Source organism: Mycobacterium novum (assembly GCF_010726505.1).
Classification (GTDB): domain Bacteria; phylum Actinomycetota; class Actinomycetes; order Mycobacteriales; family Mycobacteriaceae; genus Mycobacterium; species Mycobacterium algericum.
This window is the reverse complement of sequence record NZ_AP022562.1, coordinates 739,005-760,639: the sequence shown is the minus strand read 5'-3', so window position 1 is coordinate 760,639 and position 21,635 is coordinate 739,005. Positions and strand designations below refer to the sequence as shown.

General features: G+C 69.2%; 19 protein-coding genes. 16 read left to right on the top strand and 3 right to left on the bottom strand.

The window, feature by feature from the left end; translation table 11 throughout:
* Positions 1-2 precede the first annotated feature (2 nt).
* The 12 genes from narH to G6N19_RS03355 all read left to right on the top strand — a co-directional run bounded on the left by narH (position 3) and on the right by G6N19_RS03355 (position 13,417).
* A complete protein-coding gene (gene narH / locus G6N19_RS03410; protein ID WP_041317387.1) occupies positions 3-1,613 on the top strand; it encodes a nitrate reductase subunit beta in 1,611 nt (536 codons plus the stop codon).
* Complete coding sequence (gene narJ, locus G6N19_RS03405) at positions 1,610-2,278, top strand: nitrate reductase molybdenum cofactor assembly chaperone (protein WP_013828093.1); 669 nt, start codon at positions 1,610-1,612, stop codon at positions 2,276-2,278. Before narH ends, narJ begins: the two co-directional genes overlap by 4 nt.
* Complete coding sequence (narI, locus tag G6N19_RS03400; protein WP_013828094.1) at positions 2,275-3,024, top strand: respiratory nitrate reductase subunit gamma; 750 nt, start codon at positions 2,275-2,277, stop codon at positions 3,022-3,024. The genes narJ and narI overlap by 4 nt, the downstream gene beginning before the upstream one ends.
* Positions 3,021-3,347: a DUF732 domain-containing protein gene (locus G6N19_RS03395; protein ID WP_013828095.1), complete on the top strand. Its 327-nt coding sequence runs from the start codon at positions 3,021-3,023 to the stop codon at positions 3,345-3,347. The genes narI and G6N19_RS03395 overlap by 4 nt, the downstream gene beginning before the upstream one ends.
* A 29-nt stretch (positions 3,348-3,376) precedes the next feature.
* The gene (locus tag G6N19_RS03390) at positions 3,377-3,763 is read left to right on the top strand and encodes a RidA family protein (protein WP_013828096.1); all 387 of its coding nucleotides are present in this window, start codon (positions 3,377-3,379) and stop codon (positions 3,761-3,763) included.
* Between the two features lie 39 nt (positions 3,764-3,802).
* Positions 3,803-4,192, top strand: a complete 390-nt coding sequence (locus tag G6N19_RS03385; protein ID WP_013828097.1) for a MarR family winged helix-turn-helix transcriptional regulator — start codon at positions 3,803-3,805, stop codon at positions 4,190-4,192.
* Positions 4,193-4,255: 63 nt separating this feature from the next.
* Positions 4,256-6,139 carry a translational GTPase TypA gene (gene typA, locus G6N19_RS03380; protein WP_013828098.1) on the top strand — a complete coding sequence of 628 codons (1,884 nt, stop codon included), beginning with the start codon at positions 4,256-4,258 and terminating at the stop codon, positions 6,137-6,139.
* A gap of 23 nt (positions 6,140-6,162) precedes the next feature.
* Complete coding sequence (locus G6N19_RS03375) at positions 6,163-8,067, top strand: ABC transporter family substrate-binding protein (protein WP_193374417.1); 1,905 nt, start codon at positions 6,163-6,165, stop codon at positions 8,065-8,067.
* Between the two features lie 357 nt (positions 8,068-8,424).
* Positions 8,425-9,228: a hypothetical protein gene (locus G6N19_RS03370; protein WP_193465765.1), complete on the top strand. Its 804-nt coding sequence runs from the start codon at positions 8,425-8,427 to the stop codon at positions 9,226-9,228.
* Between the two features lie 39 nt (positions 9,229-9,267).
* Positions 9,268-10,194 (top strand): N-acetyl-1-D-myo-inositol-2-amino-2-deoxy-alpha-D-glucopyranoside deacetylase, encoded by a 927-nt coding sequence (mshB, locus tag G6N19_RS03365; protein ID WP_013828101.1) that lies wholly within the window; start codon positions 9,268-9,270, stop codon positions 10,192-10,194.
* Positions 10,195-10,368: 174 nt separating this feature from the next.
* Entirely contained in the window at positions 10,369-10,779 is a 411-nt protein-coding gene (locus G6N19_RS03360; protein WP_041319630.1) for a hypothetical protein, read from the top strand.
* A 58-nt stretch (positions 10,780-10,837) separates the two neighbouring features.
* On the top strand, positions 10,838-13,417 hold the full coding sequence (locus G6N19_RS03355; RefSeq protein WP_193465764.1) for a bifunctional FO biosynthesis protein CofGH: 2,580 nt from the start codon (positions 10,838-10,840) through the stop codon (positions 13,415-13,417).
* A 34-nt stretch (positions 13,418-13,451) separates the two neighbouring features.
* On the opposite strand, the gene G6N19_RS03350 is transcribed toward G6N19_RS03355, so the two are convergent.
* Both G6N19_RS03350 and G6N19_RS03345 read right to left on the bottom strand, forming a co-directional pair.
* A complete protein-coding gene (locus G6N19_RS03350) occupies positions 13,452-15,482 on the bottom strand; it encodes an NADPH-dependent 2,4-dienoyl-CoA reductase (RefSeq protein WP_193465763.1) in 2,031 nt (676 codons plus the stop codon).
* Positions 15,483-15,492: 10 nt separating this feature from the next.
* Positions 15,493-16,041, bottom strand: coding sequence for a PadR family transcriptional regulator (locus tag G6N19_RS03345; RefSeq protein ID WP_193465762.1), 549 nt, complete (start codon positions 16,039-16,041; stop codon positions 15,493-15,495).
* Positions 16,042-16,199: 158 nt separating this feature from the next.
* Here G6N19_RS03345 and dapC point away from each other — a divergent pair, with 158 nt between their 5' ends.
* From dapC to G6N19_RS03325, 4 genes are all read left to right on the top strand, one after another.
* Positions 16,200-17,318, top strand: a complete 1,119-nt coding sequence (dapC, locus tag G6N19_RS03340) for a succinyldiaminopimelate transaminase (RefSeq protein WP_193465761.1) — start codon at positions 16,200-16,202, stop codon at positions 17,316-17,318.
* A 393-nt stretch (positions 17,319-17,711) separates the two neighbouring features.
* A complete protein-coding gene (locus tag G6N19_RS03335; protein ID WP_232062512.1) occupies positions 17,712-18,836 on the top strand; it encodes a PPE family protein in 1,125 nt (374 codons plus the stop codon).
* Positions 18,837-19,192: 356 nt separating this feature from the next.
* The gene (locus tag G6N19_RS03330; RefSeq protein WP_013828108.1) at positions 19,193-19,492 is read left to right on the top strand and encodes a PE family protein; all 300 of its coding nucleotides are present in this window, start codon (positions 19,193-19,195) and stop codon (positions 19,490-19,492) included.
* Between the two features lie 9 nt (positions 19,493-19,501).
* Positions 19,502-20,689, top strand: coding sequence for a PPE family protein (locus G6N19_RS03325; RefSeq protein WP_193465759.1), 1,188 nt, complete (start codon positions 19,502-19,504; stop codon positions 20,687-20,689).
* Between the two features lie 13 nt (positions 20,690-20,702).
* On the opposite strand, the gene G6N19_RS03320 is transcribed toward G6N19_RS03325, so the two are convergent.
* Entirely contained in the window at positions 20,703-21,587 is an 885-nt protein-coding gene (locus G6N19_RS03320) for a GmrSD restriction endonuclease domain-containing protein (protein WP_193465758.1), read from the bottom strand.
* Positions 21,588-21,635: the final 48 nt, after the last annotated feature.

Below are 21,635 nucleotides of genomic sequence, written 5' to 3'. Positions count from 1 at the left end.
GCATGAAAGTAATGGCGCAGATGGCCATGGTGATGAACCTGGACAAATGTATCGGCTGCCACACCTGCTCGGTGACCTGCAAACAGGCCTGGACCAACCGCGAGGGCACCGAGTACGTGTGGTTCAACAACGTCGAAACCCGCCCCGGTGGTGGGTATCCGCGCACCTACGAAGACCAGAGCCGCTGGAAGGGCGGCTGGACGCTGGACAAAAAGGGCCGGCTGCGGCTGCTGGCGGGCGGCCGCGTCCACAAGCTGCTGAACATCTTCGCCAACCCCAACCTGCCCGGCTTGAAGGACTACTACGAGCCGTGGACCTACGACTACGAGAACCTCACGTCAGCCCCACTGGGGGACACCATCCCGGTGGCCGCGCCGCGGAGTTCGATCACCGGCGACCCGATGAACATCGAGTGGGGGCCCAACTGGGACGACAACCTCGCCGGCTCGCCGGAGAACCTGGTCAACGACCCGATCCTGGCCAAGGTCAGCGACCAGGTCAAAAGCGAGTTCGAAGAAACCTTCATGTTCTACCTGCCGCGGATCTGCGAGCACTGCCTGAATCCGTCGTGTGTGGCGTCGTGCCCTACCGGCGCGATCTACAAGCGCGAGGAAGACGGCATCGTGCTGGTCGATCAGGACCGCTGCCGCGGCTGGCGGCTGTGCGTGTCGGGCTGCCCGTACAAGAAGGTGTACTTCAACCACAAGACCGGCAAGGCCGAGAAGTGTCACTTCTGCTATCCCCGCATCGAGGTCGGGCTGCCGACCGTCTGCTCGGAGACCTGTGTGGGCCGGCTGCGCTACATCGGGCTGGTGCTCTACGACGCCGACAAGGTGCTCGAAGCGGCGTCGGTGGAGAAAGACACCGACCTCTATGAAGCCCAGTGCGGCGTATTCCTGGACCCGACCGACCCCGAGGTGATCGCCGGCGCACGCGCCGAGGGGATCTCCGACACCTGGATCGAGGCCGCGCAGCGGTCGCCGATCTACGCGCTGATCAACACCTATAAGGTGGCGCTGCCGCTGCACCCGGAATACCGGACCATGCCGATGGTCTGGTACGTCCCGCCGCTGTCGCCGGTCGTCGACGCCGTCAGCCGCGACGGGCACGACGGCGAAGACCTGGGCAACCTGTTCGGAGCGCTGGAGGCGCTGCGCATCCCGATGGCCTACCTCGCCGAACTGTTCACCGCCGGCGACACCGCCGTCATCGAAGACGTGCTGCGACGGCTGGCGGCGATGCGCTCCTACATGCGCGACATCAGCCTGGGCCGTGACACCCAGCCGCACATCCCCGCCTCGGTCGGCATGACCGAAGAGCAGATGTACAACATGTACCGACTGCTGGCAATCGCCAAATATGAAGAGCGGTACGTGATTCCGACCGCCTACAGCCAGAAGGCCCACGAACTCGAACACATGGGATGCTCCATCACCGGCGGCCCCAACGGGTACGAGGACGACCCGTTCGTGAGCGCCGACGGCGAGTCGGGGTCGTCGTTTCACATGGTCGAGAACGGTGGGCACGCCCAACGGCCGCGGGGCCGGACCAACCTGCTCAACTGGGGCGGCGGCGATCAGGCGGTGCCCGAGATGTTCCCGGAGCACCGGTGAAGCGGTTCATCCGGTCGCTGCGGCGGCAGCCCGGCGGGCCGTCCGACCGGGCGGTGTGGCAGGCCGCGTCGTTGCTGCTGGCCTATCCCGACGAGCAGCTGCACCAGCGACTCGACACCGTCGACGCGCTGCTCGTCCACGCCGATGAGGCACCGGCTGGCCTGTTGGCGCGCACCGTGACCGCGCTGCGCGCGTCCGACCCGATGGCCGCGGCCGTCGACTACGTCGAAACCTTCGACATGCGACGTCGTTCGACGTTGTTTCTGACCTACTGGACCGGTGGGGACACCCGCAACCGGGGGATGCAGATGTTGGCCTTCGCCACCGCCTACCGCGACGCCGGCGCCGAGCCGCCGCCCGGGGAGGCACCCGATCACCTGCCGGTGGTGCTGGAGTTCGCCGCGCAGGTCGATCCGCAGGCCGGACGCCGACTGCTGCTGGCGCACCGGGTGCCGATCGACGTGCTGCACAAGTCGCTGACCGACGCCGGGTCACCGTATGCCCACACCATCGCCGCGGTGTGCCACACGCTGCCGGCGGCAACCGATCAGGAGGTACGGAACGTGAGCGAGCTGATGACGTCCGGCCCGCCGGCCGAAGCCGTTGGGCTGCAGCCGTACTCGGCGACCGTTGCGCTGGGGATGCCGAAGGTGCCGACCCGATGACGCATATAGCGATCGTCAGCACCGCGGAGCTGTGGTGGGACATCGTGCCCTACTTCGTGCTGGCCATCGCAGGCGTGGCCACCTGGTGGCGCTACAAATACGACAAGTTCGGCTGGACCACCCGCTCGTCGCAGCTGTATGAGTCCAAGCTGCTGCGCATCGGCAGCCCGATGTTTCACTTCGGCAGCTTCGTGGTGATCATGGGCCACATCATGGGACTGTTCGTCCCGGAGTCCTGGACCCGCGCGCTGGGAATGAGCGACCGCGTCTATCACCTGCAGGCGTTGATCCTCGGCCTTCCCGCCGGTATCGCCACCCTGGTCGGCGTCGGGTTGTTGATCTATCGCCGCCGCACCGAACGGTCGGTGTTCAAGGCGACCAGCGTCAACGACAAGCTGATGTACGCGGTGCTGGGATGTGCGCTGGTGGCCGGCATGTGCTGCACGCTGTTGGGCACCACCGCCTACGGTGAGGAGCACGACTACCGGCAGACGGTGTCGGTCTGGTTCCGGTCGATCTTCACCCTTGACCCGCGAGGAGACCTGATGTTGCAGGCCCCGATCTACTTCCAGGTGCACGTGCTGATCGCGTTTATCCTGTTCGCGCTGTGGCCGTTCACCCGTCTGGTGCACGCGTTCAGCGCGCCGATCGGCTATCTGTTCCGGCCTTACATCGTCTACCGCAGCCGCGATTATGCGAAGAAGAATCAGCCGATGGGCTCCCGGGCGCCGAGGCGGGGCTGGTGAAGGCCCTCGCCGCGCCGCTGGGGGCGCTGCTGATGCTGGTGGCGGCCGGGCCCGCGCAGGCCGATCCGGCCGATGTCGACACCGACTTCCTGGCGGCCCTGCAGGCGGCCGGCATCACCTACAACCGCCCGGATCAGGCCATCGTCACCGCGAAAATGGTGTGCAGGTTCATCGCGGAGGGCAAACCGAGCCCCGAGGTGCTCGACGGCCTCAAGGAGCGCAATCCCGGACTGACGACCGAGCACGGGAGCATGTTCGTCGGGATCGCGGCACACTCCTACTGCCCGGACCAGCTGGTGCAGAACCCGGTTCCGGCCCCCTAGGGCATGGCTGGACGGCGCGAGGAGATCCCATGGGCCGCACCGTGATTCCGGCGTGGATGCAACCGATGTACGAGGCCTATCACTTCGCGCCTGCGGTCATCGACGGCGAGTACCTGCGCTGCTCGGGCATGATCGGCTTTCGTCCCGACCTGACCGTGCCCGACAATCTGACCGAGCAGTTCACCCTGGCTTTTGAGAATCTGCGCGGCCTGCTGGCCGAGGTGGGGCTCACCTTCGCCGACGTGACGGAGATGACCACCTACCACGTCGGCCTCGCCGCGCACTTCGACGAGTTCTGCGCGGTCAAGGACGCCTTCCTGCGCGAGCCGTACCCGGCGTGGACCGCGGTCGGGATTTCCGAACTGGCGGCCCCGGGGGCCGCGCTCGAGGTACGGGTCACCGCACGGCTGCGCTGATTTCCGCGCGAGCCGGCCGATCAGCATAAAGTTACCGGCGTGGCCCTGCCTGACGACGTCTACACCCGGCTGCTCACGTTCCGGACCCGGCTGCGGCGCTTCGAGCGGTGGAGCGCCGACCAGGCCCAAGCCGCCGGGCTCACCCCGGCGCAGCACCAATTGCTGCTGGCGATCCGCGGGCACGCCGACTCGCGGGGGCCGACGGTCGGTGACATCGCGGAATACCTGCTGTTGCGCCACCACAGCGCCGGGGAGCTGATCCAGCGTGCCGAGGCGGCCGGATTGGTCATCCGGGTCCGCGACAACGAGGACCAGCGGGTGATCCGGCTGCAGCTCACCGAGGCGGCGGCGCAGTGCCTGCAAGCGCTGACCGAACTGCACCTCGAAGAGCTGGAGCGGTTCAGCGCCGAGTCCCCGCTGGGCCTGTGACAGCCATTGTGAGATAGCTTTCACGTTTTCGCGATTGGCAGGTTGCGCTGGCAGAATCGCCCGGTGAACTTTCGTAACGTCGCCATCGTCGCGCACGTAGACCACGGCAAGACCACGCTGGTCGACGCGATGCTGCGCCAGTCCGGCGCGCTGGCCGAACGTGGCGAGGCGCAAGAGCGGGTGATGGACTCCGGTGACCTGGAGCGCGAAAAGGGCATCACGATCCTGGCCAAGAACACGGCCGTGCACCGTCACCACGCCGACGGGACCGTCACCGTCATCAACGTGATCGACACGCCGGGCCACGCCGACTTCGGTGGCGAGGTGGAGCGCGGGCTGTCCATGGTCGACGGGGTGGTCCTGCTCGTCGACGCCTCCGAGGGCCCGCTGCCGCAGACCAGGTTCGTGCTGCGCAAGGCGCTGGCCGCGCACCTGCCGGTGATCCTGGTGGTCAACAAGACCGACCGTCCCGACGCCCGAATCGCCGAGGTGGTCGAGGCCAGCCACGACCTGCTGCTCGATGTGGCCAGTGACCTCGACGACGAGGCGCAGGCCGCCGCCGAGCACGCGCTGGGACTGCCGACGCTGTACGCCTCGGGGCGTGCCGGGGTGGCCAGCACCACCGCGCCCGCCGACGGCGCTATCCCCGACGGGGACAATCTCGACCCACTGTTCGACGTGCTGTTCGAGCACGTGCCGCCGCCGTCCGGCGACCCGGAAGCGCCGTTGCAGGCACTGGTCACCAACCTCGACGCCTCAGCCTTCCTGGGACGGCTCGCGCTGATCCGCGTCGCCAACGGCCGGATCCGCAAGGGGCAGCAGGTCGCCTGGCTGCGCGAGGTCGACGGCGAGCCGGTGACCACCACGGCCAAGATCACCGAGTTGCTGGTCACCGAGGGGGTGGAGCGCACCCCGACCGAGGAGGCCTGCGCCGGCGACATCGTCGCCGTCGCCGGGATCGGCGAGATCATGATCGGCGACACCCTGGCGGACCCCGCCGACCCGGTCGCGTTGCCGCGCATCACCGTCGACGAGCCGGCGATCTCGGTGACGATCGGCACCAACACCTCCCCGCTGGCGGGCAAGGTCTCCGGGCACAAGCTGACCGCCCGCATGGTGAAGACCCGGCTGGACACCGAGCTGATCGGCAATGTCTCGGTGCGCGTGGTGGACATCGGCCGCCCCGACGCCTGGGAGGTGCAGGGCCGCGGCGAACTGGCGCTGGCGATCCTGGTCGAGCAGATGCGCCGGGAGGGCTTCGAGCTGACCGTCGGCAAGCCGCAGGTGGTGACCAAGAAGATCGACGGCAAGGTGCACGAACCGTTCGAGCACCTGACCGTCGACTGCCCCGAGGAGTACGTGGGCGCCATCACCCAACTGGCGGCGGCACGCAAGGGCCGGATGACCGAGATGGCCAACCACACCACCGGTTGGGTGCGGATGGAGTTCATCATCCCCAGCCGCGGCCTGATCGGCTGGCGCACCGACTTCCTGACCGAGACCCGCGGCACCGGTATCGCCAACGCGGTCTTCGACGGCTACCAGCCGTGGGCCGGCGAGATCCGCGCCCGGCACACCGGCTCGCTGGTCTCCGACCGGCCCGGGTCCATCACGCCGTTCGCGCTGATCCAGTTGTCCGACCGCGGCCAGTTCTTCGTCGAGCCGGGCCAGGACACCTACCAGGGCATGGTGGTGGGGATCAATCCCCGCGCCGAGGACCTGGACATCAACGTCACCAAAGAGAAGAAGCTGACCAACATGCGGTCCTCGACGGCCGATGTGATGGAGACGTTGGCTCGCCCGATCGAGCTGGACCTGGAGCAGGCGATGGAGTTCTGCGCCGTCGACGAGTGCGTCGAGGTCACCCCCGAGGTGGTGCGGGTGCGCAAGGTCGAGCTGGACTCGACGTTGCGGGCGCGCAGCCGCGCCCGGGCCAAGAACCTATAGATTTGGGCCGCCCGGATACCCTGGTGGCCGTGCCGAAGCCCGTCCGCTGTCCCCGTGTGATGGCGGGAGCACTGGCTTCGGTGATGCTGCTGGTGTTGACGCAGCTCACGGCGGCATGCACCGTCAACCCGCCGCCGGCGCCGCAGAGCACCGAGACGCCGAAGAGCACCGCGCCTCCGCCGAAACGGGTCAGCCAGATCATCATGGGCATCGACTCGATCGGCGCCGGCTTCAACCCGCATCTTCGCTCCGACCTGTCAGCGGTCACCGCGGCCATCAGCGCACTGGTGTTGCCCAGCGCCTTCCGGCCGATCCCCGACGCCGGCACGCCGACCGGCTCGCGCTGGGAGATGGACCCCACCCTGTTGGTGTCGGCCGCGGTGACCGCCGAGGCGCCGTTCACGGTGACCTACCGGATCCGACCGGAGGCGTCCTGGACCGACAACGCACCCATCGCCGCCGACGACTTCTGGTACCTGTGGCAGCAGATGGTCAGCCAGCCGGGCGTCGTCGACCCGGCCGGTTATGACCTGATCACCGGCGTGCACTCGGTCGAGGGCGGCAAACAGGTGGTGGTCACCTTCGCCAAGCCGTACCCGGCGTGGCGGGAGCTGTTCAGCAACATCCTGCCCGCGCACATCGTCAAGGACGTGCCCGGCGGCTTCCCGGCCGGACTGGCCCGCGCGCTGCCGGTCACCGGCGGCCAGTTCCGGGTGGAGAACATCGATCCGCAGCGCGACGCGATCCTGCTCGCCCGCAACGACCGCTACTGGGGCCCGCCGGCCAAACCGGACCTGGTGCTGTTCCGCCGGGCCGGGTCGCCGGCTGCGCTGGCCGACTCCATTCGAAACGGCGACACCCAGGTGGCCCAGGTGCACGGCGGTTCGGCGGCCTTCGCCCAACTGTCGGTGATCCCGGGTGTGCAGACCTCGCGGGTGGTCACACCGCGGGTGATGCAGTTGGCGTTGCGGGCCGGACAACCCAAGCTGGCCGACGTGCGGGTCCGCCGGGCGGTCCTGGGGCTGCTCGACGTCGGGTTGCTGGCCACCGTGGGTGCGGGCAGCGACAACACCGTCACCCTGGCGCAGGCCCAGATCCGCGCCCCCAGCGACCCCGGCTACGTGCCGACCGCGCCGCCGGCCATGTCCGATTCGGCGGCGCTCGCGCTGCTGCAGGCGGCCGGTTATCGCGTCGAGAAGGATGCGCCGCCGTCCGCGCTGGTCCCCCCGGCGGGCGCCGAGCCCGCCCCGCCGCATCCGCCCGAGATCACCCGCGGGCGGATCAGCAAGGACGGCGAACAACTGTCGCTGGTCATCGGGGTGGCGGCCAACGATCCGACCTCGGTGGCGGTCGCCAACACCGCCGCGGACCAACTGCGCAACGTCGGCATCGCCGCGACCGTGTTGCCGCTGGACCCGGTGAAGCTCTACCGGGAGGCGCTGGTGACCCATCAGGTCGATGCCATCGTCGGCTGGCAGCAGGCCGGGGGCGATCTGGCGACGCTGCTGGCATCCCGATACGGCTGCATCGCGCTGGAGTCCACCACCGTGCCGACGTCCAGCGGCCCCGCCCCCGCCCCGGTTCCGGCGCCATCGTCACCGCCGGTCACGGGATCGCCGACGCCGACGTCGCAGGCGCCGCCGCGCCCGGCCGGATCGGGCGCGTTGGTGCAGGCTCCGTCGAACGTCACCGGCGTCTGCGACCACGGCATCCAGACCGAGATCGACGCGGCGCTCGACGGCGGCAAGACCATCGGTGAGGTGATCTCGGCGGTCGAACCCCGGCTGTGGAGCATGGCGACGGTGCTGCCGATCTTGCAGGACACCACGATCGTGGCCGTGGGTCCGAGCGTGGCGAACGTCAGCCTGACGGGAGCGGTGCCGGTCGGGATCGTCGGTGACGCCGGAACCTGGGTGAAGCGGCCCTGACGCGTCGGCGGCATCGACCGCGGCGGTGCAAGGCCGAAGATCAAGCGAAGCAAATACTTCCGGTTTGCTGAGAGTAGGTTCCGCGGCGGGTGCGAATCGGCTGTCCGGAGTTAGGGTCGCTGCACGGGAGTCGGCCAACGGGGTGGCAAGGGGCTGCGTCGGCCGCCGAAGCCGGGCGAACTGAGGGCTTGCGCACAGATAATCCTTGGTTATTATTAAGCAGCTTGCACGCCGACACGTGGAGGGGATGGTCATATGGAACACCTCGCTCACCGGTGCGCCACAGTAGCGACTGCAGCCCTGGCCGTAGGCGGGCTTGTCACGGCACTGACGTCGACGACACCCGCCCTTCCCGACGTGCAGATTCATGACATCGACATGGCCGCGGCGAACGTCGACACGAACTCGATCATCGAAACCATCGAGAACCACGTCCGCCCGGACATGGCCGGCAGCGGCGGCACCGACGAGATACAGCAGATCAACCTCGGCGATCTGCTCACCGGCAACGGCGACGGTGAACTCGGGGATGGCTCGCCGTTCAACGCCGGCGACCTGGACCAAAGCGCGCTGGACGCCGTGCTCGGCGAAAGCGGGGGATTCGACGCGCAGAGTGTGATGGGCACCCTGCCGTTCGGCCCCGACCTCGGTGTTATCGGGGTCCCGTCGGTCAGCGCGTTCACCGGAACCGAGACGGCCGCCAGCAGCGCGGCTGCCAGCGCCTTCGCCAGCATCGCCCTGGCGCTCAACGGCCTCCCGGCCGCCTACCAGTCGCTGCTCACCGGCATTGCGAGCGCCGAATTGGCGTTCAACAACGCCCTGGTGGAGGCACAACTGAGTGTCATCGGGCAGTTGGACGACGGCAGCGCGGCCAGCGAGATCGCCCACTTCATCTTCTTGGCCAACAACTCGATCGTCGCCCAGAACGAGCACGCGCTGAACAGTCTGCTCGGCATCGATCTCGGCGGGGACACCCTGCACAACAGCTTGTTCGGCGACTTCGACGCCAGCAGCGCCGCGTTCGGAGCCGACTGGGATGCCCTGCTGGCCTCCTTCAGCCCGGACGTGGTCTCGGCGGTGCTGCACGACAACCTCGCGTTGCTGCTGACCGACCTCGACATTCCGAGCTACCTGGCGAGCTTCCTGCTGAGCCTCTTCTGACAGCCGGGCGTCCTTCGACCGATCGGTAGAGTTCGGGCCGTGTCGGATCAGACCCCACGGTTGCTGTTCGTGCATGCCCATCCCGACGACGAGACGCTCACCACCGGCGCGACCATCGCCCACTACGCCGCACGCGGCGCCGACGTACATGTGGTGACCTGCACGCTGGGCGAAGAAGGTGAGGTCATCGGCGACCGCTGGGCACACCTGGCGGTGGACCACGCCGACCAGCTGGGCGGCTACCGGATCAGCGAGCTCACCACCGCACTGCGGGAACTCGGGATCGGTGACCCGCAGTTTCTCGGCGGCGCCGGGCGCTGGCGCGACTCGGGGATGGCCGGCACTTCGCCCCGGCGACAGCAGCGATTCATCGACGCCGCCGACGCCGAGACCGTGCCGGCGCTGGTGGCCGTCATCCAGCGGGTGCGGCCGCACGTCGTGGTCGGCTACGACCCGTACGGCGGTTACGGCCATCCCGACCATGTGCACGCCCACCGTGTCACCACCGCGGCGGTGGCGGCCGCGGCCGCCGATGACGCCGGCCCGGGCCGGGCCTGGGCCACGCCGAAGTTCTACTGGACGGTGACCGCCGCCAGCGCCTGGCGCGACGCCCGGCGGGCCCTGCGGGACCCCGACCGGCTGCCGCACTGGTCGTTGCCGGGCGAAGGCGACACGCAAAGCACGGTCGGGGAGTTCCCCGACGACCGGATCGACGCCGTCATCGAGGCCCCCGGATCACGCGCGGCCAAGCTGGCGGCCATGGCGGCGCACGCCACTCAGGTGGCCGTCGGCCCCACCGGCCGGGCGTTCGCGTTGTCCAACAACGTGGCTCAGCCCATTTTGGACAGTGAGCACTACGTGCTGGCCGCCGGCAGCGCCGGCCCGCGCGATGGCCGGGGGTGGGAGACCGATCTGCTGGCCGGACTTGGGCTCGCTGGCGCGGGGCAGGCGGTAAGCTCCTGCTGAGCAAGTACCCGACACGTTAGGGCTAGGTGGTTAAGGCATGGATCCCGATCTGGACCCGAACTTGGAGCACTGGCAGTGGTGGCTGGACAGCTATCAGTGGATGGTCGGTTCGATGGTCAGCCAGCTGGACAGCATCCCGACTTGAGCCCGGTCGCGACGCTCACCGAGCCCGCGATGAACACCGATCCGCCGGGTCGGGCCGTCAACTACCCGGTGCTGGCCCTGTTGGCCGTCGACGGCGTGCTCTGCGCCGTGTCCACCGCCCTGCTGCTGCCCGCGCACATCGGCGCGGTTCCGTTTCCGCTCAGCGCACTGGTGGGCGGCTTGGTCAATGCGGGTCTGCTGTGGGTCGCCCTGCGCTGCACGTCCTCGCTGCGGCTGGCCGCGCTGCCGCTGTGGACCTGGCTGCTGACGATCGCGCTGATGACCCTCGGCGGGCCGGGCGATGACCTGATCTTCGCCGACCGCGGCGTGATGGCCTACGGCGTGCTGTTGATGATCGTGCTGGGCAGCGCCCCGCCCGGGTGGCTGCTGTGGCGGCGTCGCCTGCAGCTGTCGGCCGGCCGGCCGGCCGGCGAACCCTGACGACCGGGCGGGCGCGCCCTGCGCGCGTCGGGCCGGCGGCTACTGTGGCGCATATGGCATGCGCGAGATTCCGGGTGTGGGTGCAGCGCGGATGACGAACCCGTCGGCGCTGCGGCGAGTCCTGCGGCGGGCCCGCGACGGCGTGCTCCTCAACATCGAGGAGACCGCCATCGCGATGAGTGCCCGCGGTCCCGACCTGGCCGACCTGTGCGCCAGCGCGGCCCGGGTCCGCGACGCCGGCCTGGTCTCGGGCGGCCGGCGCGGGCCGGGTGGCAGGCTGCCGGTCAGCTACTCGCGCAAGGTGTTCATCCCGGTCACGCACCTGTGCCGGGACACCTGCCATTACTGCACGTTCGTCACCGTTCCCGGCGTGCTTCGGGCGCAGGGCAAGCAGATGTATCTCGGGCCGGACGAGATCCTCGAGATCGCCCGCCGAGGCTCCGAATTGGGGTGCAAGGAAGCGCTGTTCACCCTCGGGGACCGGCCCGAGGAGCGCTGGCCCGAAGCGCGGCAGTGGCTCGACGAGCGTGGCTATGACAGCACGCTGGCCTACGTGCGAGCCATGGCCATCCGGGTGCTGGAGGAGACCGGCCTGCTGCCGCACCTGAACCCCGGGGTGATGAGCTGGTCGGAGATGTCGCGGCTCAAGCCGGTGGCACCGTCCATGGGCATGATGCTGGAGACCACCTCGCGGCGGCTGTTCGAGACCAAGGGGCAGGCACACTACGGCAGCCCCGACAAGGATCCGGCGGTACGGCTGCGCACCCTGGCCGATGCGGGCCGCCTCTCGATCCCGTTCACCACCGGCCTGCTGGTCGGCATCGGCGAGACGCTGGCCGAGCGCGCCGACACCGTGCACGCGATCCGCAAGGTGCACAAGGAGTTCGGGCACATCCAGGAAGTGATCGTGCAGAACTTCCGGGCCAAAGAGCACACCGCGATGGCGTCGACGCCGGACGCCGGCTTCGAGGAATTCCTGGCCACGGTGGCGGCGACCCGGCTGGTGCTGGGACCGAAGATGCGGGTGCAGGCGCCGCCCAACCTGGTCTCGACCCAGGAGTGTCTGGCGCTGATCGGCGCCGGGGTCGACGATTGGGGCGGGGTGTCGCCGCTGACCCCCGATCATGTCAATCCCGAGCGGCCCTGGCCGGCGCTGGACGATCTGGCCGCGGTCACCGAGCAGGCCGGCTACGACCTGGTGCAGCGGCTTACCGCCCAGCCCGACTACGTGCAGGCCGGCGCGGCGTGGATCGACCCGCGGGTGCGCCCGCACGTCGCGGCGCTGGCCGACCCGGACACCGGGTGGGCGCGCGACGTCAACCCGGTCGGGCTGGCCTGGCAGGAACCCGACGAGGTGGTCTCGGCCGGCCGGGTGGACCTGCACACCGCCATCGATGTCGACGGCCGGGCCACCGAGACCCGCAGTGATCTGGGTAGCGCCTTCGGGGACTGGGAGTCGATCCGCGAACAGATCCACCAACTGGCCGCCCGCGCCCCCGAACGCGTCGACACCGATGTGCTGGCCGCGCTGCGCTCCGCCGAACGCGACCCGGCCGGCTGCACCGACGCCGAGTACCTGGCACTGGCCACCGCGGACGGTCCGGCATTGGAAGCCGTTGCTGCCCTGGCGGATTCATTGCGTCGCGAGGCTGTCGGCGACGACGTCACCTACGTGGTCAACCGTAATATCAACTTCACCAACATCTGTTATGTCGGCTGCCGGTTCTGCGCGTTCGCCCAGCGCAAGGGCGATGCCGACGCTTTCTCGCTGTCGAATGCCGAGGTCGGCCAACGCGCCTACGAGGCGCACCTGGCGGGCGCCACCGAGGTCTGCATGCAGGGCGGGATCGACCCGGAACTGCCGGTCACCGGTTACGCCGACCTGGTGCGCGCGGTCAAGGCCCGGGTGCCGTCGATGCACGTGCACGCCTTCTCACCGATGGAGATCACCAACGGGGTGTCCAAGAGCGGCTTGAGTATTCGGGAGTGGCTGATCAGCCTGCGCGAGGCCGGCCTGGGCAGCATCCCGGGCACCGCCGCGGAGATTCTCGATGACGAGATCCGCTGGGTGCTGACCAAGGGCAAGCTGCCGACCTCGATGTGGGTCGAGGTCGTCACCACCGCGCACGAGGTCGGGCTGCGGTCGAGTTCGACGATGATGTACGGCCACATCGATTCGCCGCGCCATTGGATCGGGCACTTTAAGGTGCTGCGCGACATCCAGGACCGCACCGGTGGATTCACCGAGTTCGTACCGCTGCCGTTCGTGCACCAGAGCTCGCCGCTGTACCTGGCCGGCGGCGCGCGGCCCGGCCCGAGTCACCGCGACAACCGTGCGGTGCACGCGCTGGCCCGGATCATGCTGCACGGGCGCATCCCCAACATCCAGACCAGCTGGGTCAAGCTGGGGGTGGATCGCACCCAGGTGATGCTCAACGGTGGCGCCAACGATCTGGGCGGCACTCTGATGGAGGAGACCATCTCCCGGATGGCGGGCTCCGAGCACGGCTCGGCTAAGACCATCGCTGAACTGGTGGGCATCGCCGAGGGCATCGGCCGCCCGGCTCGCCAGCGCACCACCGACTACGCGCCCCTATTACCGCGAGCGTGCGCGTCCCCGGCCGACACGCCGGGCTGACAACCGGATTTGCGCACGGTCGCCGGCGGGTGGACTACAGGCGCGCGGCCAGCTCGGTGCCCTGTTTGATGGCCCGCTTGGCATCCAGTTCGGCCGCCAGCGCGGCCCCGCCGATGACGTGCGGGCGCATCCCGCGTTGCCGCAAGCCGTCCTCGAGGTCACGCACCGATTCCTGCCCGGCGCAGATCACCACGGTGTCCACGGCCAGTAGCTGCGGGCGCGACCTGTTCCGGCCGTAGCTGATGTGCAACCCCTCGTCATCGATGCGCTCGTAGTTGACACCGGAGAGCTGTTGGACGCCTTTGGCTTTCAACGACGCCCGGTGCACCCATCCGCTGGTCTTGCCGAGGTTGCGGCCCTGCGCGCCCGCCGTCCGTGCCAACAGGTACACCTGCCGGGCCGGCGGCGCCGGATCTGGTGTCATCAGCGCACCCCGGGCGTCCCAGGGGTCGGCTGCGCCCCATTCGGCCCGCCACTCTTTGAGATTCAGTGTCGGCGAGGACTCCGGGTTGGCCACGACCAGGAATTCGCTGACGTCGAACCCGATTCCGCCGGCGCCGATCACCGCCACCGCGTCACCCACCGGCCGGCCGTTGATCGCCTCGGCATACGACAGCACCATCGGATGGTCGATACCGGGAATCTGCGGGATCCGCGGCTTCACGCCGGTGGCCAGGATCACCTCGTCGAAGGCGGTCAATTCCTCGACCCCGGCACGATGGCCCAGTCGTACGGTCACCGCGAACTTGTCCAGCATCGTGGTGTAGTAGCGGATCGTCCCGGCGAACTCCTCTTTGCCGGGAATCCGCTTGGCCAGGTCGAATTGGCCGCCGATGAACTCGTTGGCCTCCAACAGCGTCACGTCGTGGCCGCGCTCGGCGGCCGTTACCGCCGCCGACAGCCCGGCCGGTCCGGCGCCCACCACCGCGACCCGCCGGCGGCGCCGGGTCGGGCGCAAGACCAGCGTCGTCTCATGGCCGGCCCGGGGATTGACCAGGCACGAGACCTTCTTGTGCACGAAGGCATGGTCCAGGCAGGCCTGGTTGCAGGCGATGCAGGTGTTGATCTCGTCGGCCCGGCCGGCGGCGGCCTTGCGCACCCAGTCGGGGTCGGCCAGCATCGGGCGGGCCATCGAGATCAGCTGGACCGAGGTCTCGGCGAGGACCTGCTCGGCGGTCTGTGGCATGTTGATCCGGTTGGACGCCACCACCGGGATCGTGACGTGATCGGCGACCGCGTGGGAGATGTCGACGAATGCGCTGTTGGGCACCGACGTCACGATGGTCGGGACCCGGGCCTCGTGCCAGCCGAAGCCGGAGTTGATCATGGTGGCCCCGGCCGCCTCGACTTCGGTTGCCAGCGCGAGGACTTCGTCCCAGCTCTGCCCCTCTTCGACGTAGTCGGCCAGCGACATCCGGTAGCAGATGATGAAGTCGGGTCCCACCGCGGCGCGGGTGCGTGCCACGATCTCCACCGGGAAGCGGCGCCGGTTGGCCGCGGTTCCGCCGTAGCGGTCGGTGCGTTTGTTGGTGCGCGGCGCCAGGAATTGGTTCAGCAGATACCCTTCGCTGCCCATGATCTCGACACCGTCATAGCCGGCTTCGCGGGCCAGTTCGGCCGCCCGGGCGAAGTCGTCGATGGTCGAGTCGACGCCGCGCGACGACAGCGCCCGCGGCCGGAACGGGTTGATCGGAGCCTTGATCGCCGAGGCGCTGACCGAAAACGGGTGGTAAGCATAGCGTCCCGCGTGCAGCACCTGGAGCAGGATCTTGCCGCCGGCATCGTGCACGGCGTCGGTGACCCGGCGGTGGCGGCGGGCATCGGCGGAGCTGATCATGGCCGAGGCGAACGGCAGCAGCCAGCCGGTCCGGTTCGGGGCGTATCCGCCGGTGATGATCAACCCCACGCCGCCGCGGGCGCGTTCGGCGAAGTATTCGGCCAGCTTGCCGATGTCGGAGGCCCGGTCCTCCAGGCCGGTGTGCATCGAACCCATCACCACCCGGTTGGCCAGCGTCGTGAACCCGAGATCCAACGGGGACAACAGCATCGGGTATTGCGCTGTCACAGTGCCGCCTTCACCGCAGTGCCTCTTTCACCTCGTCGAGCCAGTCGATGGCGCTTTCCTCGGCCCGGATGCCGCCGCGCAACACCAGGTACTGGTGCAGCGCGGCTCCGGACAGTGAGCCGGGATCCGGAAACTGCTTCTTCTCCAGGGCGCGGTAGACGTCGAGTCGCGCGGAACGTTCGGCGCGCAACATAACGGCCTGTTCGCGCACTGCGGCGGCGTCGCCGTACCCGGCGCCGCGGACCTTGACCGCCAGTTCCCGCAGCCGGTTGTCCACGATCGAGCTGCCGCGACCGGCGAGCGGTGCGGCGAGCCAACGGGCCAACTCGTCACGCCCGGCCTCGGCGACGGTGTAGACCTTCTTGTCCGGGCGGCCGCGCTGGGCAACCTCGGTGGCGACCACCCAGCCGTCGGCTTCCATGCCGCGCAGCGTGCGATAGATCTGCTGGTGGGTGGCGCTCCAGAAGTAGCCGATCGAACGATCGAATCGGTTGGCGAGTTCGTAACCGGAGCCGGCCTGCTCGGACAGCGACACCAGGATCGCGTGGGGAAGGGCCACGACGGCAAGGATAGGCACCCCGTGGCCGGCTATGCAACTAGTTGCAGTGCAACTGCGCGCATAGCCTCGGTTATGCTGGTGGGCGGCGCGCTGTACCGCCGCGGCTACTATCAGAAGCCGATGAATCCGCCGCCGCCCCGCAGCCCCGCCGCAGCCCCATGAGTCCCGTGTATGGCGGCAGATCGGCCGCGCTGCCGACTTTCCCGTGGGACACGCTGTCCGACGTGACGGCGCTGGCCAACTCCCACCCCGACGGCATCGTCGACTTATCGGTCGGCACCCCAGTCGACCCGGTCGCCCCGGTCATTCGCGACGCATTGGCGGCGGCCTCGTCGGCGCCGGGATATCCGACCACCGCCGGGACACCGGGCCTGCGGGCCTCGGCCGTCGCGGCGCTGGCCCGCCGCTACGGCATCACCGGCGTCGCAGCGTCGGCGGTACTGCCGGTGATCGGCACCAAGGAACTCATTGCCTGGCTACCGACGCTGCTCGGTCTCGGCGGCGACGACGTGGTGGTGATACCCGAATTGGCGTATCCCACCTACGAGGTCGGGGCCCGGCTCGCCGGAGCGTCGTGGGTGCGCAGCGACGCGCCGCAGCGCCTCGACGGCGCGCCGCCGGCCCTGGTGTACCTGAACTCGCCGAGCAACCCGACCGGAGCCATCCTGACCGCCGGTGAGCTGCGCGCCCTCGTCGGCTGGGCCCGCGAGAACGGGGTGCTGCTGGTCTCCGACGAGTGCTACCTGGGGCTGGGCTGGGACGACACGGCACCGCGGTCGGTGCTGCACCCGCAGGTGTGCGACGGCGACCACACCGGTCTGCTGGCGGTGCACTCGTTGTCGAAAACGTCGTCGCTGGCCGGCTACCGGGCCGGATTCGTCGCAGGCGACGCTGCCGTGGTGGCCGAACTGCTCGCGGTGCGCAAGCACGCCGGGATGATGGTCCCGACCCCGGTGCAGGCGGCGATGGCCGCCGCCCTCGAGGACGACGAGCACGAACACGAGCAGCGCGACCGGTATGCGCGCCGCCGCGCGTTGCTGCTGCCGGCGCTGCGTGCGGCCGGATTCACCGTCGACCACTCGCAGGGCGGGCTGTACCTGTGGGCCACCCGCGGCGAAGCCTGCCGGCAGACCCTCGGATGGCTGGCCGAGCGCGGCATCCTGGTCGCGCCCGGCGAGTTCTACGGGCCGTCCGGCGCCCAGCACGTCCGGGTGGCGCTCACCGCCCCCGACGAGCGAATCGCCGCGGCGGTCGACCGGCTCGATCCGGACCGCTAGGCCGCACTACCGACCAGCGCGTCGCTACGGTCACCCGTCGGTTTAGCGGCTGCGAGATTCTATCTGCGTCCAGCGGCTCGGGGCCGACATATCGCGGCGGACGAACCTGGCCCGCGAGTACCGTCACAACGAGCATTGCCGCAGGTGAAAGCCGTAGAACAGGCTCGCCGCGTGGCCGATGCAGATCGCGGTCGCGAACCGGCACCCGCCGGGTGTCGCCGGGTATACGCCGTCGCCGGCCGGCGGGAGGTGCGCGGTCGTCGTACTAACCTCGCCTCAAACCGCCGGCCGTGGACGGCGACGCAGGGCTCTCCCAAAGATGAGCTCCGTTGCCGCTGAAAGGCCGACGGATGACGGGGATCGGTCCGGCGATATGCGCGAAGGGTTGTGGTGATGGACTTCGCAGCGTTGCCGCCGGAAATCAATTCGGCGCGAATGTATTCCGGCGCCGGGTCGGCGCCGCTGCTGGCAGCGGCGACCGCGTGGAGCGCTGTTGGGAAGGAACTGTATTCGGCGGCCGAGCTCTACGGATCGCTGATCTCCCAGATCGTCGAGGCCTCGTGGTGGGGACCGTCCGCAACGACGATGCTGACAGCGGTAGGCCCCTACGTGTCGTGGATGACCGCGACCGCCACCGAAGCCGAGCAGGCCGCCGACTACGCCCGCGCCGCCGCCGGCGCGTATGAGATCGCCTACGCGGCAACGGTCCCCCCGAGCGAAGTCGCCGCCAATCGCAGCCTGCTGGCCCTGCTCGTGGCGACGAACCTGCTGGGGCAGAACAGCTCCGCGATCGCGGCCACTGAGGCGCACTACGCCGAGATGTGGGCACAGGATGCCGTGGTGATGTACGGCTACGCGGCGGCCTCACGGGTCGCCACCATGGTGACACCCTTCCAGACACCACCGGAGACCACTGCCGCGGGCGGCGAGGAACACCAGCGGGACGCCGTGACTCGAGCCGTGGGATCGGCGGCACAACAACAGGTCTCGACCGATCTGGTCGAGGCCATCCGACAATGGCTGCAGCACCTCTCCGCATCGCCGTCGCAGTATGCGGTATGGGAGGACCTCAAAGCGAACCTGCCGCAGATGCTGAAGAGCTCCACCAGCACCGTGCAGATCGTCCAGCGACTGGCCTCGACCCCGACGAACATCATGAACATCGCCAAGGGGATCTTGCCGCCCGCTTCCAGCGCCACCGCGGTGCCGCCGGTGCCCAGCGGGCCGATCCCGCCGGTGACGGCCGGCGTGGGCGGAGTGCCCGCAGCGGGTGTCGGACGCGCAGGCACCATCGGCCGGTTGTCGGTGCCTCCCAGCTGGTCCGGCGCGGTAACCGAGACGACTCCGCAGCCCCTGCCGCCGCCGGCTGCCGCCACCTCGTCCGGCGAGAGCCAGCCTCGGGGGATATTGCGGGGGATGCCGATCAGCGGCGGGGGTGCCGCTCGCCGCAGCGACGGCTACGTCAACCGATACGGCTTCCGGTACAGCGTGTTGACGCGCCATCCGGCCGGTGGCTGAGCGGCCGGTCTCCTTCTGACATCGCCGCCCGACCCACTTCCGTTGCGCCGTAGCAGAATCCGATGTCGGTCGATACCGGACTTTAACCGCGACGGGATTCTTTTTCTCACACCGCACACTGAGCGGGTGATCACCAGCCGATGCGTTTCGGTCTTCGAGCGGGGTTTGCGGTGGTCAGGGGCACTTGAGCGACACCCACGGGCCAGAAGTGAATCCCCGGGTGCGTGCGAACGACGCCGAGGTGCGGTGATTGCGTGGCCGGGCGCCGGTAACAGCAGGTCCGAAAAATCTCCTAATCTCACAATCAGCAAGATTCGCGAAGTGCCATGGCGCAGACAATGATCAGGAGGTGGCAGATGTCGTTCGTCAACACCCAGCCGGAAGCGTTGGCCAGCGCTGCCAGTGAACTGCGGGGCATCGGATCGGTGGTAGCGGCGCAGAACATGGCAGCCGCCGGGCCGACCACGGTGTTGCCGCCGGCGGCGGCCGACGAGGTGTCGGCGTTGACGGCGGCGCTGTTCTCCGCTCACGCACAGGCATACCAAGAGGTCAGTGCTCAAGCCGCCGCCATCCACGAGGCATTCGTGCGGACATTGGCGCTCAGCTCCGAGTCGTATGCGGCAACCGAGGCGGTCAACGCCGCTGCGGCAAGTTAGCTCACGACAATGGATTTCGGGGCGTTGCCGCCGGAGGTCAACTCGGCGCGAATCTATTCCGGGGCGGGCTCGTCGCCGCTGATCGCTGCCGCGTCGGCCTGGAGCAGGCTGGCGGCCGAACTGACCTCGGCCGCCACCGGCTACGAGGCGATCGTGATGCGCCTGGTCGGCGAGGATTGGCTTGGGCCGTCATCGGCCTCGATGGCGCAAGCGGCCACGCCGTACCTGGAGTGGATGCATGCCACCGCGGCGCGAGCCGAGCAGGCGGCAACGCGGGCCCGGGAGGCCGCCGCGGCCTACGACTGCGCCGTGGCGGCCACGGTGCATCCCGCCGACGTCGACGCCAACCGCATCCAGCTATCGTCGCTGTTGTCGACAAACGTTCTGGGACAGAACACCTCGGCGATCGCGGTGACCGAGGCCGACTACGGCGAGATGTGGGCGCGTGATGCCGCCGCCATGTACCAATACGCCGGTGAGTCGGCATCGGCGTCGCAGGTGGTGCCGTTCAGCGGCCCCGACCCGACCACCACCGGCAATTCACCGTCCTCGCACCTGGTTTCCACGGTCCAGTCGGCATTGGCGAACTTGACCGCACCCGCCTCATCGGCGGCGGGTGCAGCGGATGCGTCGACGTCACCGCTCGATGACTTGCTGGGCGATCTCTACGCCATGGTGGGCCTGAAGTACACCCCCGAAAGTCCGATAGCCAACCTGCTCGCGCCGTGGACGTCCTATGTCGTCCCGGCACAAAGCAGCATCGCGATCGCGCACTTCTCCACGGGTGCGATCAACAGCGGGGTGTCGTTGTCCAAGGCACTGGCGCCGGCTGCCGCTGCGACGAAGGCTGCCGGCGACGGCGCCAAGGCGGCTGCGGGGGCGTTGCCCGCGGCGCTGCCAGCCGCCGGTTTGGCCGCCCCGCTCGGTGGCGGGTCACCGGTGGCCGCCGCCCTGGGCAATGCCGCGGCGGCCGGACGCCTGTCGGTGCCGGCCGGCTGGACCGCGGCTGGCCCGGCAGTAGGCGCGGTCCCGCCGATCCCGGTCAGCACGGTCTCGGCCATCAGCCCAGACGCGGAGGGCTCCGGAAACCTGCTGGGCGGGATGCCGCTGGCCGGTGCCGGGGCCGGCGGGAGGGGATCCGGTCCCAGGTACGGATTCGCGCCCAAGGTCATGGCCCGCCCGTTCTCCGCCGGGTGACCGATGCCGCGCGCTATTCGCAGGCGATGCCGTCGCCGTCGCGATCCAACCCGGGCCGATACCCGGGCTGCCCGATCAGTATCGGCGCGGCGCCGGCCGCCCGGGCGGCGGCGCAGTTCGGGAAATACCCCGGCAGGCCGTCGGTCGAGTCGACGAACGGCACCGGTTCGGCCGGAGGCTGCTCGATCGGGGGCTCGCTCTCCGGCGGGGCTTGCGGGTCGGCGGGCGCGCCGCACTCGCCGGTCAGGATGCGCGCGATCGCATCATGTTCTGCCTGGGTGACCCACAGGCCGTAGCCGGACTTCACCTCCACGATGCGCGAGACATACTCGCAGCGGTAGGACTTGTTGGGCGGCAACCAGGTTGCGGCGTCACCGTCACCTTTCTGATGGTTGATCGGGCCGCTGGTGGCCTGCAGGTTCAGCGGGTCGTTGGCGAAGTTGCGGCGAGTCGGCTCGTCCCACTGCTGGGCGCCCTTCTGCCAGGCGTCCGACAACGCCACGACGTGGTCGATCTGCACCGCCCGGGAGGTGCCCGGGCCGCGCTGAAAGGCGATCGCGGTACCGGTGTAGGGATCGTTGAGAACCCCGGCGAGCACCACGCAATCGTTGGTACCCGGCTTGATCTCGATGTCGACCAGATCGCGGCGCAGGATGTCGTTGCGGGTGTCGCAGCCGTTGTGCCCGCCCGGCACCGTGACGTCATCGCTCCAGGCTTGTCCGAACAGTGCGCGGTCATAGCCGGTCTTGGGGGCACGGCCCTTGATCGGCAGGGTGTCGAGTGCGGCGAGTTCCACTGGCCCGGCAACACCGGGTTCCGCTCGGACCGCAGCGTCGGATGGCAGGCCCACAGCGAGCGCGACGGCCAGCGCGACGGCCGGGATCCGACGGTCGACCACAACTAGCCTCCGGTTCCTCTTGGTGGACTACGGCGGACGCTATCAGCG

Coding starts and splice junctions, on each gene's coding strand:
- narH (WP_041317387.1), top strand. CDS start 3: ATGAAAGTAATGGCGCAGATGGCCATGGTGATGAACCTGGACAAATGT.
- narI (WP_013828094.1), top strand. CDS start 2,275: ATGACGCATATAGCGATCGTCAGCACCGCGGAGCTGTGGTGGGACATC.
- G6N19_RS03390 (WP_013828096.1), top strand. CDS start 3,377: ATGGGCCGCACCGTGATTCCGGCGTGGATGCAACCGATGTACGAGGCC.
- G6N19_RS03360 (WP_041319630.1), top strand. CDS start 10,369: ATGAACACCGATCCGCCGGGTCGGGCCGTCAACTACCCGGTGCTGGCC.
- G6N19_RS03355 (WP_193465764.1), top strand. CDS start 10,838: ATGCGCGAGATTCCGGGTGTGGGTGCAGCGCGGATGACGAACCCGTCG.
- dapC (WP_193465761.1), top strand. CDS start 16,200: ATGAGTCCCGTGTATGGCGGCAGATCGGCCGCGCTGCCGACTTTCCCG.
- G6N19_RS03335 (WP_232062512.1), top strand. CDS start 17,712: ATGGACTTCGCAGCGTTGCCGCCGGAAATCAATTCGGCGCGAATGTAT.
- G6N19_RS03330 (WP_013828108.1), top strand. CDS start 19,193: ATGTCGTTCGTCAACACCCAGCCGGAAGCGTTGGCCAGCGCTGCCAGT.
- G6N19_RS03325 (WP_193465759.1), top strand. CDS start 19,502: ATGGATTTCGGGGCGTTGCCGCCGGAGGTCAACTCGGCGCGAATCTAT.